Annotated in this window: 8 protein-coding genes; all 8 read left to right on the top strand. The window is 45.2% G+C overall.

Features of this window, described 5'->3' with window-relative positions; genetic code table 11:
* The first annotated feature begins 155 nt into the window (after window positions 1-155).
* The 8 genes from AC0YNT_RS14010 (at window position 156) to AC0YNT_RS13975 (ending at window position 15,803) form a co-directional block, all read left to right on the top strand.
* A complete protein-coding gene (locus AC0YNT_RS14010; protein ID WP_475805152.1) occupies window positions 156-6,803 on the top strand; it encodes a DUF5695 domain-containing protein in 6,648 nt (2,215 codons plus the stop codon).
* 72 nt (window positions 6,804-6,875) lie between these two features.
* Window positions 6,876-7,883 carry an S-layer homology domain-containing protein gene (locus AC0YNT_RS14005; RefSeq protein WP_475805151.1) on the top strand — a complete coding sequence of 336 codons (1,008 nt, stop codon included), beginning with the start codon at window positions 6,876-6,878 and terminating at the stop codon, window positions 7,881-7,883.
* 449 nt (window positions 7,884-8,332) lie between these two features.
* Window positions 8,333-9,751 carry an ABC transporter substrate-binding protein gene (locus AC0YNT_RS14000; RefSeq protein WP_475805150.1) on the top strand — a complete coding sequence of 473 codons (1,419 nt, stop codon included), beginning with the start codon at window positions 8,333-8,335 and terminating at the stop codon, window positions 9,749-9,751.
* Between the two features lie 72 nt (window positions 9,752-9,823).
* On the top strand, window positions 9,824-10,747 hold the full coding sequence (locus tag AC0YNT_RS13995) for a carbohydrate ABC transporter permease (protein ID WP_475805149.1): 924 nt from the start codon (window positions 9,824-9,826) through the stop codon (window positions 10,745-10,747).
* Window positions 10,744-11,616: a carbohydrate ABC transporter permease gene (locus AC0YNT_RS13990; protein ID WP_475805148.1), complete on the top strand. Its 873-nt coding sequence runs from the start codon at window positions 10,744-10,746 to the stop codon at window positions 11,614-11,616. Before AC0YNT_RS13995 ends, AC0YNT_RS13990 begins: the two co-directional genes overlap by 4 nt.
* A 280-nt stretch (window positions 11,617-11,896) precedes the next feature.
* Complete coding sequence (locus AC0YNT_RS13985) at window positions 11,897-12,742, top strand: helix-turn-helix domain-containing protein (protein WP_475805147.1); 846 nt, start codon at window positions 11,897-11,899, stop codon at window positions 12,740-12,742.
* Between the two features lie 169 nt (window positions 12,743-12,911).
* The gene (locus tag AC0YNT_RS13980; protein ID WP_475805146.1) at window positions 12,912-13,865 is read left to right on the top strand and encodes a glycoside hydrolase family 43 protein; all 954 of its coding nucleotides are present in this window, start codon (window positions 12,912-12,914) and stop codon (window positions 13,863-13,865) included.
* A 192-nt stretch (window positions 13,866-14,057) separates the two neighbouring features.
* Window positions 14,058-15,803: an extracellular solute-binding protein gene (locus tag AC0YNT_RS13975; protein ID WP_475805145.1), complete on the top strand. Its 1,746-nt coding sequence runs from the start codon at window positions 14,058-14,060 to the stop codon at window positions 15,801-15,803.
* The last annotated feature ends 30 nt before the right edge of the window (window positions 15,804-15,833 follow it).

Here is a 15,833-nt window from a genome sequence, read left to right as displayed (position 1 = left end):
AATTAAGTAAGCGCTTTCCGTTGAGGAGATTAGAGGAAGGAGTAGGGATTTATGGGATGAGATGCGGAAAGTCATTGCCATAAAACTTAAAATCTAAACGTTTAATTGGAGGCAATCACCAGGATAAGACTACGAAAAGTAAACTGGAGGTTAAGATGAAAACGACGACTAAAAAGTTGATGTCACTGGCTACTGCATTTGTGTTATTTTTCGAAGTGCTGCCCTTGGGGGTTAACGCGGTGCCTTCGGCAGCCGCAGCAACGAATAGTATTTCCAATGCTAGTCTTTCTGCCAAGGTCGGTGATTTAGGGCAGATTGAAGAATTGTTTATCCAAAACAACCCAACAAACAAAAGCGGCAAACCTATCAATTTTGTTTTGCCCAACAATACGTCGCCACAAAACGACGTCCAGCACCAATGGATGGGCGAAATGATTTTTTCTTACCGTACCGGTGACAGCAAGCAATTCCCTAACGACAGGACTGGCTTTGTAGAAGTGGATACAAACAAAACATTGGCAGCTGGCGGATCAACCAAGTATACGGCTATCAATCCTACTAACCAATATTTTGCGAAGGAAGCTTCATCAGACGGCAAGAAAGTGGAAGTCGACTTTATTGGACAGAATCTTGATTCCACAGCTGCTCGGGTGATGAAGGGGTTTGACGTGAAGTCTGTATTTGATATGGATACCGATGATGGATCGATGCTATGGGAAATCACGTTAAAAAACAAAAGCAGCAAATATATGGAATTTGGTGATATCGGCTTGCCGATGCCTTGGAATAACAAATATCAATCTGTATCAGATACCTATGACAACCGGGTTACGGTACATAATTTTGCCGGTGCCGACAGTGGATATTCCTATGCGATCCGAACGAGCGGTGAAGGGAATTTCATGATGTTTGCCCCAGTACCGGAAAGTGGCGCACGCATTGAATATGTTGATTATTGGTTGGGAGACACGGGTGAACTTCGCAACGGAAGTCTTTACTCCAACTGGGTTGGAGACAGCGGCGGCTGGTTCCCGGGGCTGAATGTTCTATATATTCACTCCAAGGATATACAGAAAACCGGCCGTGGCTATTTTACCGATGCCACCAGCTTGGTTTTGGCGCCGGATGAGCAAAAAACATACAAGTTTAAATTTTCAGCGGTACGCGGAGGCGACAACGATCCGCAAGTAAATGCTCAAAGTCCAAATAATGCTTCTACTTCTATGGAAGACCGTGAAGCTAACCTTCGCTCCAATCTGTACAAATCAGGTATGATTGATGCCGTTGCGTTGCCCGGCTTCCAGGCTGCAATCAATATGCCTGTCAAGCTGGATTTGCATTATGACGACAGCCTCATTGACGTACAGTCAGTAGATATTCAGGCTGTTGACGAGAATGATCCGTTTGATGCAGCACATATTCCGGATATCAAGGCCGGCCAGACCAGAGACAAAATGGTCAACAATTCCCGCGCCGGCCGTGGACATCCTGATGGGAACCCGGGATATGAAGAATCCGTACAGTTTGTAGAAACCAAGGTTGTTAACGGTGAACAGCATCATATCTATTCACTGAAGTTTGGCAATATCGGCAATAACAGCGTTCGTGTGAATTATAAGCTGAAGTCCGGAACGGAACAAACGGATAAGTTTACTCAGTTTGAATTTAATATTCTTGCAGAGCTTGATCAAACTTCGCAAGCTCACTCCGAATTTATGGTAGATAAAACGCAGGATAAGGACCCGAATAGTCCTACCTACGGCATCTACCGTGACTGGTATCTTACAACTGGCCTTGACACGACGACCAGCCATTGGGGAGATGACTGGAGCCATGATAACATCAACTTCATGACGATGAAGAATGTTCTTGATCCAAATCCTGATGAAATTAAATCCATTGAAAACTACCTGATCGACTTTATGTGGGAAAAGTATATGAAAGATACGCAGAACAGCTTTACGGTTGCGAACTACCTGAAAGATTCAGGTGTTTATACGAATTCAGAAAAACCTTATGTACGGACGTTTTCCGAAATGATGGAATCTACTGGCTATTTCAACATGTATCGGATCCAAAAGGCATATCCCAATTTGGTAGAGTATCGTGAAACGCCGCAATACTATCTGGAAAAGGCCTACGGCATCTACTATAACCGTGTCTCCAGCGGAGCAACTGGATTCTATGGTGAGCAGCAGATACCAGATATGATCGAGGCACTTAAAGAAGAGGGAATGCTGACTGAATATGAGAATCTGAAGAAGAAATTCGCCCAAACAAAAGGTCGGAACGTGACAAACGCTACTTATCCTTATGGGTCGGAATTTGAATATGACAATACTGGCGAAGAAGGGGCTTATTCCGCAGCCAAGGCGCTGCGCACTTACTACGCTGAAGACGCGCGGGCAGCCGCAGCCTTGAAAAGCATGGGAATGGATGACTTGAAGACTCGTGCAATGCGTGGCATTCAGCCTACCTGGTACTATTACTCCGTACCGGTATTCCGCGCCGGCGAAGGCTGGTGGAATTTCCAATATACAGCGTCTTTGGCAGGATCCATTATGGATGACTGGCTCCGCTATGAGGATGATGGAAGATCCGAGGAACAGACTGCTGTCGCGCAACAGCGCAACTATGCGGCGAAAATTTCAAATTTCAATGCCGTCAATATGGGACAGATTTCGGCACAGTCAGTAGGCGGCATCGCTTGGAGATATAACGCCCAAAAGGGTGGGACGGGTACTAAAAACGTAAACGATGGCGGTACTCGCGTTATGAACAACGGTTGGCAGGACTTTTCCGGCGAATCAGAAGAAGGACTCTATGGCTCGCTGCTGCGTATCAGTTCTGATATTGTCACCGATCCGGTATTTGGTCTTTTCGGGTATGGTGCTTTGGTCACTGACGAAGGCGGCACTTATCATATCACACCAAAGGACGGTTTTGGCAAACGTATCAACCTTATCGATGAGAAAATATTTCTGGTCTCGGAAAGCGATAAAATCGAGAGCGCCGAGATTCAAAAAGACGGTAATGCCTTTCATTTGCAACTCTCGAATCTTGCTAAAAGCGAGCACGCTTCAAAGATTGATTTCGATGGGGCAGGATTAGAGAACGGCTATTATACAATGAAACTTGATGATCAAGATGCCGGACAGTTCTATGTACAGAACAATAAAGGTACGGCAATGTTCCAAATGAACAGTGCGCAATCGGCTGTATTGACCATTGAAAAGGCAGATACGGGTGAAAATCAACCGCCGAAGGTTACTACAGAGTTGACGACGCAAAACCCACAGGCGATGATTCCATTTGTGATGAGCGGAAGTGTAACCGATGACGGCGCACCAAATGGCACGTTGACTTACCAATGGGAAGTTGTCAGCACTCCGGAAGGCGGCAAGCTGAGTTTTACCAATCCTAAGTCAACCGTCACACGAGCAAACGGTACCAAAGAAGGCTCTTATACGGTCAGACTCACCGCTGCTGACGGGCAAGAGAGCACTTCAAACGAACTGACCTTCTCGCTAGCTGCTCCACCTGAAAAACAGCCTCCAGTCATTGGCGAAGTGACTGCGGTCCAGGATGCTTCGAATAGCAGTATTCTCGTATTATCCGGCAAGGCAACTCCGGATCCGGTGTACAGCGCGGTATCTGATCCCGTATGGACGTATAGGTGGACGGTGAAGCAAAAGCCGGAAGGCGCAGCGGATGTTGCTTTTGTGGGTGGCGACAAAGCAAATGCATATGCCCGCATAAGTAAGGCAGGCACCTATGTGTTTACCTTTACAGCGGCTGATGAAGGCAAGACGTCCAGCAAGGATGTAACGATTAATATCTCCAAAGACGCCGATGGTGCCTACAAGGCACTCAGCGTTGTGACGCAAATAAACACGGCTCCAACACTTCCTGCACAGATGGATATTCTGTTGGATGACGGATATAAAACAAGCGTGATCAATTGGAATGAGATTGACCCAGCCAGCTACGCGAAAGCAGGTGAATTCGTAGTCGAGGGCAATATCGTAGACAGCGAATTGAAGGTACGTGCCACGGTATATGTCGTGAAAGCACAAGCTCAGAACAACGCGCTCACGGCGAAACCTTCAGCCAGTTTCTCTGGTGGTGACGGATATCCTGAGGCGATGAATAATGGTAACGAACCAAAAAGCTCATCGGATTTCTCAGCATCCAAAGGTGCTGCTAACAGTGCATGGCACAACTGGGGAAGAGAAGGAGAACCAGCATGGGTTATGTATCAATGGGATGAGCCATTCCTTGCCTCTTCATTGGATGTATATGTCTTCCGAGACGGTGGCGGGAATTTCCAACCTACGGATATGAAGCTTCAGCTTCGTGATGCGGATGGGAATTGGTACATACCAAGAGGAGTAACAGGACTTGGGAATGCATTGAATAAATACAACACGACTACATTTGAGCCTGCCTATATTACCGGCGCTCGGCTTGACATGAAACCTGTCACCGTCGGGATCGGTATTCTGGAATGGAAGGTAAATGGATATACGGGAGGGACAGACAAGTCGAAGCTGGTTCAGGTTATTAACTTTGCAAATTCATTAAAAGCTGCGAACTTCGTCGATCAAGGTCTTGCACCGATTGCTGATGCCAAGGCAGGCGCTTCCGCTGTAATGAGTAACAAGGAAGCTACAGAAGAGGATGTTGCTCAGGCTATTGCGAAGCTGCTGGCAGATCTGCGTCTCTTGAGTCCGCGCGATAAGAATATGGCGTATGCAGCTAGTCTCTCCGCCAACTTCACTTCGTCATGGGAAAGTCTCCCTGCGGTAAATGACGGTTTAAAAACTTCCACTAGCAACCCGCATTGGGGTTCGTGGGGCAATACAAGCTCTGAAGAATGGGTGCAATACGATTGGCCGCAAGGCGCAACAATCGAAGGCTCAAATCTGATGTTGTGGACGGATAATGGGGGCATAGAAGTGCCTACAAAGTTAACGTATTCCTACATCCCGATGAATAGCCAAACGAATGAATGGGTAACGGCAGGGACCATTACCACTGGAATCACAGCTCTTACTACACCGGTTGGCTCCTCCAATCTATATGGGTTTGACCCGGCTCTGGAGGTTAAATCACTGCGTGTTACGATGACAAAGAAAGCCCGGAATGGCAATGGTGTTGGCTTATGGGAATGGGAAGTTTCCCAAGCGGTGATTAATCAGAATCAGCCTGCACCAACAACACCAACAGGGGTTATGCCGACCATATTTAATGGAAATGACGGAAAACTCATTGGCGTGACATCGGCAATGGAGTACAAGAAGGAAGGCGCCGAACAATATACCGCAATTACGGGAGCAGAGGTTACTGGCCTTAGCGCCGGCACGTATTTTGTCCGGTATATGCAAACTGGTTCTCTAAATGCCAGCCCTGATAAGGAAGTTGTGATTCCGAAAGGGGAGATAAGGGATGCCGTGGCCACCATTAGCGGTCCTTCATCACCAGTGGTTGTGGGTCAATCGATTAACCTTCCGGTTGGCGTTGCCGGATTGACTCATGACTTTAATATGATAAGCGTGGAGTTAAAGTATGATCCGGCTATGATTACGTTTGCTACTACACTCAATGATGGTGTCAACGTCTTGGATGAGGGTTCCATTACTTCTTCGCGGAATGGACTCCAAGTTCTTGAGACAGCTGTGAAGCCGGAAACGGGAGACATCCTGATTATTATGGGAATCACCGGAACATTCTTAACAGGTGACGGCGAACTATTTGTTCTTCACGGCAATGCCAAGGCGGATGCAACTGCCGGAACCACAAATGTTGCCGTAACCAAGCAGGAAATGGTCGGAGACGAGAGCCATTATACGTTACTAGACACCTCTCTGGCTGCGGTAGACATACAAATTGTGCAGGCGGATAAGACGACATTGATTGCTTCGATTGCAGCAGCACAAGAACTCCTCGATGCGGCTATTGAAGGAAATCAAGAGGGTCAATATCCAATCGGTTCCAAAGCCATCTTACAAGCTGCAATTGATAGTGCATCAGTAGTGGTGCAAAATGGAGCAGCAACACAAACTGACGTTGTTAATGCGTTTGAAGCGTTAGATCATGCAGTAACCGTCTTTAGCGGTTCGATTATCCTTATCAATAAAGCGGCATTGAATACAGCCATTACAGATGCTGAGCAAGCATTAAGCTCTGCAGTAGAAGGATCAGCGCCGGGCCAATATCCAACGGGTACGAAGGCTGCACTTCAAGCTGCGATTGATGCTGCAATTATTGTTCGTGATCGTACTACGGTAACGCAATCCGATGTGGACTTGGCTGTGTCGACATTAACGACAGCACTGAGCACATTCCGAGCCAGCGTGAATCCAACGACTACGCCTTCCGTTGATTTGGGAGCCTTAAATCAAGCGATTGCTGCTGCTCAGGCTAAACTTACGAAAGCAACAGCTGGTGACAAAATTGGTCAATATCCAGCAGCTGCAATCACGAATCTTCAAGCAGCCATTGTAGCAGCGAACAACGTGAAGAGCAGCAATGGGACCTCACAGTCGATGGTTGATGCAGCGGTAGTAACATTAAATGAAGCTATATCAACATTCGCTTCGAAGATTGTTACTCTTGTGCCTGGAGCGACATCCATTACGATCCAGGATCTATCGATCATTGCTAAATATTACGGTGTTAAGAAAGATCAACCTGGTTGGGATATCGTAGAGAAGGCAGATTTGTTCGATAATCATGAGATTACGATCCTTGAATTAGCAGCAGTAGCACGTATGATCATAGGGAATTGGTTACAGCAATAAATCGGTAACGTGGACTTAAGAGGGAAGGCGCTTTAAGCGCCTTCCTCCATCGTTTATGAAGGGATGATACGCATGTTGAAACGAAAGTTAGTTATGCTGTTGTCGATCGTCATCCTGGTTATTGGATTTTCGCAGGGGACTGTTATGGCTAAAGAGGCAAATGCCGCGTTCAACTTAAAGCTTAGTTATTCGGGTAAAGATGTTAAGCTGGCTATTATGGGTCATGGACTGACGGATATGTACGCTTATGATTTTGAATTATCCTATGATGAGAAAATACTTGCATTTAGCAAAGCGGAAACTGCGATTAAAGGGTTCTCCGTAGACCCTATCCTCAACTCAAATACGCTCCGGATTGCTCATACGAAGATGGGAGAGATTGCTGGTGAGAAAGGGGACGTGGAGCTGTCCACGATAACCTTTAAACGTATTGGATCTGGGACAACCTCTATTAAGCTTAGCAATATAAAGCTTGTTGATTCGAAGCTGGACATGGTTGAATTAGAGCCTAAAGTAACGGCAACGGTTATTGATGATCCCAATTTGTTGACTTTCAAAGATGTTAAGGGACACTGGGCAGAAGCTTCGATCTATGAAGCTGTTAGTCTGGGCTTTGTTACCGGCTATTCGGATGCAACCTTCAAGCCGAATTTGGAAGTAACCAGGGCAGAATTTGCAACGATGATTGTTCGGGCTTTGAAGCTCCAGACAAGTGACGGTAAAGGTCTGACCTTTAAAGATAGTAAAGAGATTCCTGTATGGGCGAGAGCTTATGTGCAAACAGCGGTTGAAGCAAAGCTGATTACCGGCTATGCGGATAATACATTTGGGGCAAGCAAATGGATTACTCGCTCAGAAATGTCAGCCATCATTGTACGTGCACTTGCTAAAGAAACAAGCTCCACTATTAAGTTACAGTTCGCTGATCTGGATAAGATACCGGTATGGGCAATCCCATCTGTAAAGGCAGCAGTGGAGTTAGGTATTATGAAAGGAAATACACATAATCAATTTGCTCCAAATGCACCTGCAACCCGTGCAGAGGCTGTTACGGTCATTCTCAGAATGCTCAAAGCGTAAAATAAAGAACACATTACTGCAGCGGCAACTCGCCTGCAGAATGTGTTCTTTGCTCTGTTATTCCATAGGGAAGAGGCTATAGAAAGGATGTCGGATTTAATTAGTAGATTTTGTTTAAATGGTTGAAAAATTATAAAATTTGGAATAAGATATCCTTAATAGCTTGCTTAGTCCAGACGAGATTGAAATTTTGCTAAACGTTTAACTTTAACCCAAAAACAAGCGGTTTGGTCAAGTAAAACCGATTCAATTGTTCTGTAAGCCTTTTCAATGGTTGAAATATGAAAAGAACAGGTTGAAATAATCGGTTTCGTTCCTTCATTAAAAATGGCACAATATGAGTGGGTTCAATGTTAAACGTTTAACTCTAAAGCGTGGAGATTTTGAGCGTTTGAGTCAGACGGTTAGACATATAAATTAAAGCGAATTTTGAAGGGAGATCGGGGTCAATGAAAACGGGAAGGAAACTTGGGGTAGGTCTTGTATCGGCTGCATTGGTAATGAGTGTCGTTGGTTGCGGAAACAATGGAAACAACGGAAATAAAGAGACAAATACAGCATCACCCGGAACAGATGCTACCAAAGCACCTGCAAAGTCGTCTTCCAAAGCTGAAAAGGTTAAAATTATCTACTCGATGTGGGGAAGTGCGGAAGAAGGGAATACCACACAATCGGTGGCTGACAAATTTAATGCCTCCCAAGACAGAATTCAAGTGGAAGTGCAAGCGATTCCTTGGGAAAGCTACATGACAAAATTGAATACGCTTGCAACGGCAGATCAACTACCCGATACAGGCATGTTAAAAGAGGATGGCGTTATCCAATGGTCCTCTCAAGGCATGCTTAACGATGTAAGCTCTATGTATGAAGGAAGCGACAGCAAGCCGCTGGATAGCCTGGCTTACAAATATGAAGGCAAAACCGTAGCCTACGCTGCTGCAAATGAAATCCTCCTACTCTACTATAACAAAGACATGTTTGACAAAGCGAACGTTCCTTATCCACCATCCGCACTCGATAAAGCATGGACATGGGACGAATTCGTAGAGACGGCCAAGAAATTGACGAACGATAAAAAAGGAAAACATCCTGGTGAGGATGGATTCGATTCCCAAAGCATCGTTCAGTACGGTGCATCTGTAGAAAATCTCCCGTGGCAGTTGGAAACTTGGACGCTTAGTAACGGCGGAGGTTTTTATGCCAATGACGGTACAGAGGTTCGGGTTGGGGAAGACGCCAGCATCGAAGCCATTCAGAAAGTTGCTGATCTGTACTTAAAAGATCATGTTGCTCCTTTGTCCGTCGGACAGACCGATGATGGCATTCAACGTACCATTATTGCAGGTACAGTCGCTATGGCAACGAATGGTGCATGGAATGTGGGAACTAGCTTAAATACGGCGAAGGAGGCCGGTCTGAACTACGGCGTAGCTGTTCTGCCTTACATGAAGGATAAAGTTACTCTTAATACAGGCGGCGCCAATGTTGTATTTTCTCAATCCAAGCATCCAGAAGAAGCAATGGAATGGCTGAAATGGTATAACTCTGAAGAAAATAACTGGGCACTTATCTCATCGGGTATTTGGATGCCAACGCTGGAGAAATGGTATACGGACGAAACACTGACTCACAAATGGGTCGAAAATCCAAACTTCCCACCGTACGAAGAATATAAGTCTGCCGTAGTTGATTATGCACAATCTTCCGCAGCAAGACCTGCTTCCTGGTTCTATACGAATAATACAACGGAATTCAACACCTTGCTAGGATCCGTTCTGGGGGATGTATGGACGGGGAAAACGACTGCTAAGGACGCCATCTCCAAAAATCTTGATGCTTTGAAGGCCGCTCATACAGGCAATCAATAATAAAGATTGGAAGGATGACCGCCATCAACACAAGCGGCGGTCATCCTTTAAACATGAGGTGGGGAGCGAGAAATGGAAACCATTAATAAACCGCAAAAGCGCCGTTCCCGTATTTTTTCAGCCGAGGCACGCGTAGCTTATATTTGTTTGATTCCAGCCTTTCTAGGATTAATCTTTCTGACTTACTTGCCACTTGTAGGAGTGTTAGGCATTAGTTTGACCAATTGGACTGGCTTGAAAAACCCCGAATTCATCGGTTTTGATAATTATGTCAAGCTATTTACCACGGATCCTTATATTAAAGATTCCATTATCGCGACGATTTATTTTGCGATTTTGTCGGTAATCGGCAGTATGATCTATTCGCTGTTTATTGCACTGCTGCTGAATCGTAAAATTCCCGCAAGAGGTTTTTTCAGAGCTGTATTCTATGTGCCGTATGTTTTGCCTGCTGCAGCGATCTACGTAGGATGGTCTTGGCTCTATGAGGGGAATTTTGGCTTTTTCAACTATCTTCTCTCGGAACTTGGGCTGAAAAAAATTCTCTTTATCGCCGATTCCAGCTATGTCGTTCCTTCACTCTCGTTAATATCAGTTTGGCTAGCAGGCAACTTGATCGTTATCTTTTTGGCTGGACTTCAAAACGTTCCCGTAGTTTACCATGAAGCAGCTGAAATGGATGGAGCGAACGGCTGGCAACGCTTCCGTCATATCACATTACCGTGCATGACACCGATTATCTTCTACAATCTATTGATGAGTCTGATCGCAAACCTTCAAGTCGTTACACCAGCACTTTCTTTGACGAATGGCGGTCCAGGTAATTCATCCCGATTCATGACTTATCTTATGTATGATCAGGCATTTGTCAATTACAAATTAGGTTATGCTTGCGCAACTACTTTCATTATTTTCGCCATTCTTGCGGCCTTTACTGCCATATTGTTTAAGACGTCTAACAAATGGATTTATAATGAAGGAGGGGACGACAAATGAGTGTAGCAGCATACGGGGGCAGACTAAAAAGCAAAAAACGCAGGGACCGAATGATGAACATTTTAACGATTGTCGTCGTCCTTGTATTTACCATTTTAGCGCTCTTTCCAATCTGGTGGATTTTCCGCACGTCTCTTATGACGAATGCCGAGATCTATAAATATCCCCCTTCTCTATTACCGCAAAATTGGTTGTTTTCCAACTATGAGAAGACACTAGAGATATTTAAGTTCTGGAAATACCTGTGGAATACGATGGTGATTATCGTTCCCTCCTGTCTGGCAGGAACCTTTACGGCTACATTGTGTGGATATGCTTTTGCAAGGTTGAGATTTCGGGGGAAAACGGTGATCTGGGCACTATGTGTGGGATCCATGCTTTTGCCTGCTATGGTAACGCTCATTCCGCTGTACATCGGATGGACGCGTGGACTAGGAATTCATGACAGCTACTGGCCATTGATATTGCCTTATTTTTGTGGCGGCGGCGCTTTTAATATCTTTTTGATCCGTCAATTCATTATGTCCATTCCAAGAGAACTCGATCAAGCGGCAACGATCGATGGTGCCGGGTACTTCCGCATTTTGTTCAGCATTATTATGCCGGCTATCCGACCTGCTATGATTGTCGTCGCGTTGTTTATCTTCATAGGGTTATGGAACGATTTGCTCCAACAGATGATTTACATTAACTCGAGCGATAAATATACGATTGCACTTGGACTAACCAACTTTAGAGGCCAATTAAAAAGTGATTGGTCGCTTACAATGGCCGCAACATGCTTATCGTTTGCTCCAGGTGTCATCTTCTACTTTATAGGTCAAAAGTATTTCGTAGAGGGAATCACTCTAACCGGATTAAAAAGTTAGTTCCGTTCAATGAATTAATAGCGGCTAAATGGCGTACTTGAAGGTGCTGAAGGAAGTAGAGAACGTTCTTTTGTAAAAATTAGTTTAACAATGGGCTATTCTATGGTCATTTTTAAATGACATATGGGATAGTCCTTTATTTTTGTCTATACTTCTAACTAATGAAGTACTTTCTTTTTTTTCGAAATTGCGTAATGGTATAGGTGAAGGCCGGAAAAGTTGTACATGGCGGGACACGAAGATGAGATGACGGAGCATTCAACCTAAAGGGGGATGGAAGATGGAACCGTGCAATGAAAGTTTTATTAAAAGCATTGACCGTTTTAAGCCGCATACCTTTCATGCCATTGATGGAGAAGGGATCTTTATTTCGCATTCACATGATTATGATGAGTTAACGCTCATATTGGAAGGGGAAGGGTATTACAGCTCTCCAGAACAAAATATGAAAGTAACTGCGGGTAACCTTATTTTAATTCCGCCTGGACTTCATCACGGTTTTGTTTGTACCGTGCCTTGGCGAGGGGTTTCGATTCATTTTTTTCAAAATGAGCTTCCGGTTCAATGCCAGTATCTCTTTCATTCCGGTTATGAGTCTAACCGAATTCATAGTATTAAACTTAGTGAAGAAGACACTCGTTGGGCGGAGATGAGTATTCTGCAGCTGGAGAATGAGTGGAAATCAGATCATGTGAGCATCGATTCCCAGAATATTATGCGGATTGCTTTCGAAACGGCGCTGGTCTTATTCCAGCGGTATAAGACAAATAAGACGCAGTCCACCGGGAACAAGACGGATCAGACGATCATGCAAGAGGTATTAAAGGAGATTCACTCCAGGTTCTACAGCAGCTTAACGGTGCATGAGCTTGCATCAAGATATTTTCTATCAGAAAGTAATCTGCGGAAAAAGTTTACGGAAGCGATCGGCATTTCTCCCAAGCAATATATCATCAATCTTCGCGTGCAGGAGGCAAAACGGCTGCTACAGCAGACCGATAAGGCGATTGAATCGATCTCAACCGAGGTAGGGTTCACGTCCTCCAGCCGCTTCTATGAATTTTTTGTAAAATCAGTAGGTGTTACCCCGCTTGAATGGCGTAAAAACAAATCAAAAAGAGCTTAACGATTAAGCCGTCTCTTCTGAGACGGCTTTTTTCGACCGACGAAATCGATTTGGCTATTCCTTTTTTTGAATAAAAAGTAAAGCGCTTTCGTAATTGTTGGCAAAGGGTAATCTCCTAGATAATAGAAAATGTAAGATGCAATGAGGGAGCAAGTAAAGGAGAGTGCAAATGACACAACTTAAAAACTTCTTCAACCCCGTTGTTGCAAGCGCTGCCGATCCGTGGGTGCTGAAGCATACAGACGGCTATTATTACTTCATGTGTACACGAGGGGGCTGTCTGGAACTTACACAATCGGCTAGTTTGACAGGACTTGCAGAGGGGCGTAAAAAAACGATTTGGACACCGGAGCAAGGCGGACGGTATAGCTCCAACCTATGGGCACCGGAAATTCATTATCTGGATAGCAAATGGTACATCTACTATACAGCTAATGATGGCGGCGGCGATGATTCAAGAAGAGTTTGTGTACTCGAGAATACGGAGGCTGATCCGCTTGAAGGCGAGTGGGTATGGAAGAGCGCTCTTGATACTCCTGTTCCAGGCCTCGATGGTTCCGTGCTGATCATGCATGACCAGCTTTACTTCTTGTATGCTGGTTATGGGCATTTTCCGGATTATGGATCAGCGATTTATATCATGAGAATGACTAATCCATGGACGTTAGAGGGAGAGCAGACGTTACTCACAGCTCCAACTTTGGACTGGGAGAAGCAAGGTGGTATGGCCATTAACGAAGGTCCGGTTATTCTGAAAAGGAACGGACGGGTGTTCCTCATCTATTCAGCCAGCACGACATGGTCGGAGGATTATGCGTTAGGGATGTTAACGATGGATGAGAAGGCTGATCCCATGCTGCAGTCCTCTTGGATGAAATCGATGGAGCCGGTTTTCCGCAAAAGTGTGGAAAATAGCGTGTATGCTACAGGGCACAACAGCTTCACGAAATCTCCAGATGACACGGAAGATTGGATCGTATTCCATGCCCTTCCTGCAGTGGGAGTTGAGACGAAGTTCCGTGCAACCCGTATTCAGAAATTCGATTGGCATCCGGACGGCACACCAGACTTTGGCATTCCGTTAGGAGATGAGCAAGCTTTGGAAGCTCCGTCAGGCGAGTAAGGATTATTTTTTGTTAATTGATACAGTAATTTTGTAACTAAGTGCTTTTCTTGTGAATTGGAATCGGTCTAAAGTCCTTGATTTAAGCGAAGTCTACTATTTCTAAGTTTTATTAGTTCTAATATTTAAATATGAAAACGTTGACAATTTAAATTGGCACTCCTATTAAAAAGCGAAAGCAGGGGGATTAAAATGGGTAAAATGAAAAACCGTTTGCTTAACCTGTTACTGGTGTCCGCAATGTCAGTTTCTGTTCTAGGTGCATGCAGCAACAATAATGATCCGAAGGAGTCATCCGAGCCGGCTGCTACAGAGAGTTCGGATAATGGGACTACAACCGAAACGGCAGCCTTCTCCGACATTAGTCAAACGATTCGTGGGAATAAAACTCCTACTCAGGAGCAAATGGATGAAGTAAACAACACGATGAATGATACGTACCTGGGTGACCTTTACGATGAGAAGATTCCAAGCCATTATGAGGCTTATCCTTATAAAAAGGACGTTACGCTGGACGTATGGCTGCCGGCTGATTCGAATATCCCGGATATGAATAATCAGGTTGTGCAGAAGCAAGTTGAGAAGCTGACCGGCATTAAAGTGAACTTCATTACGCCGCCAGTAGGACAGGAAGCAGACGCCTTTACCCTTATGATTTCCTCCGGTGAGCTGCCTGACATTATTATTGAGCCAGAACGTTATCCAGGTGGAATGGAAGCGGGCCTCAAAGATGGGGCTTACCTCGATTTGACCGATTTGATGGAGAAGAATGCCCCTAACTATTCGGAATGGCGTAATTCCGATGAGACAAGAAGAAAAACAACTGTAACAGACAGCGGGAAGCTGCTAGGCTTTTACGGCATTGCTCCATATTCCGAGTGGATGTGGTTCGGCATGTTGATTAAGAAGGAAGCGCTCGAGAAGACAGGTTTGGAAATTCCAACTACGATGGATGAATGGCATGCTTTCCTGACGAAAGCGAAGGAAGTGGGTTACAGCGAGCCGCTTAATTACGGTTCTACCTACGGACAAGTCTTTACTGGCATTATTAACGGTGCATTTGGCGTTTGGGATTGGACGTTTATGGATGCGGACGGCAAAGTGCAATGGGGTCCAGCTCAGCCTAAAGCGAAAGATTACCTGACAACTATGCAGCAATGGAATAAAGAAGGACTGCTCAACCGTGACTGGGCAACTGCTGACTTTAACCAACGTATGGCAAGCGCCATTTCGAATAAAACAGCTGTTATGATGGACTCCCCGGATACGATGTGGAGCTACTGGAAGCAGCAAAACAATATTGATTTCGTAGGTGCTTTGAACCCCGTGCTGAACGCTGGCGATAAAGCAGCCACCACTTATAAGAACTTCAAGAGAACCGGCAGATCAGCTGCGATTACAACACAAGCAGATGATGTAGAAGCTGCAATGGCATGGCTTGATTTTGCTTACAGCAAAAAAGGCTGGGAGATCCTGAACTACGGCGAATACGGCAAGACCCACTTGGTTGATGAGACCGGTAAGCCGTATTTCCAACCAGAGAGCAACATCTACAAAGATCCAGACGGTCAACCAGTTGCGACTACTCTTGTGAAATACCGTATGCATTCCTGGCCTGATATCCGCGATGAGCATAACTCTAACCCGCTTATCGTTGCAGAGGGCAGCTATTCGGGCGATATTCGTAAGTACTGGACGGAAAATATGGACACAAGCGTAGCTATGCCGCCAATTACATTTACACAAGATGAAGCATCCCGTGAAGCCGAGCTTGGTAATCAGCTGTCCACACTGCGTGGTGAGTATTTTGCCAAAATTATTTCGGGCCAGCTTCCGGTCAGCGCTTACGATAAATTCCTGAGCGAAGCGAAAAAAATGGGTCTGGATGAGTTCCTGAGTATCCATCAGGCAGCGCTTGATCGTTATAACCAAAGATAACGAACGGATAATTCAGGAGGGTGAATGGGC

The sequence above is a fragment of the Paenibacillus sp. J22R56 genome, assembly GCF_056269375.1.
Note: the sequence above shows the minus strand (reverse complement) of the source record. Positions and strands in the feature narration are given on the sequence as shown.

Excerpts from the sequence above, each read along its gene's own strand:
- AC0YNT_RS14010 (WP_475805152.1), top strand. The coding sequence starts at position 156 with ATGAAAACGACGACTAAAAAGTTGATGTCACTGGCTACTGCATTTGTG.
- AC0YNT_RS14005 (WP_475805151.1), top strand. The coding sequence starts at position 6,876 with ATGTTGAAACGAAAGTTAGTTATGCTGTTGTCGATCGTCATCCTGGTT.
- AC0YNT_RS14000 (WP_475805150.1), top strand. The coding sequence starts at position 8,333 with ATGAAAACGGGAAGGAAACTTGGGGTAGGTCTTGTATCGGCTGCATTG.
- AC0YNT_RS13995 (WP_475805149.1), top strand. The coding sequence starts at position 9,824 with ATGGAAACCATTAATAAACCGCAAAAGCGCCGTTCCCGTATTTTTTCA.
- AC0YNT_RS13990 (WP_475805148.1), top strand. The coding sequence starts at position 10,744 with ATGAGTGTAGCAGCATACGGGGGCAGACTAAAAAGCAAAAAACGCAGG.
- AC0YNT_RS13985 (WP_475805147.1), top strand. The coding sequence starts at position 11,897 with ATGGAACCGTGCAATGAAAGTTTTATTAAAAGCATTGACCGTTTTAAG.
- AC0YNT_RS13980 (WP_475805146.1), top strand. The coding sequence starts at position 12,912 with ATGACACAACTTAAAAACTTCTTCAACCCCGTTGTTGCAAGCGCTGCC.
- AC0YNT_RS13975 (WP_475805145.1), top strand. The coding sequence starts at position 14,058 with ATGGGTAAAATGAAAAACCGTTTGCTTAACCTGTTACTGGTGTCCGCA.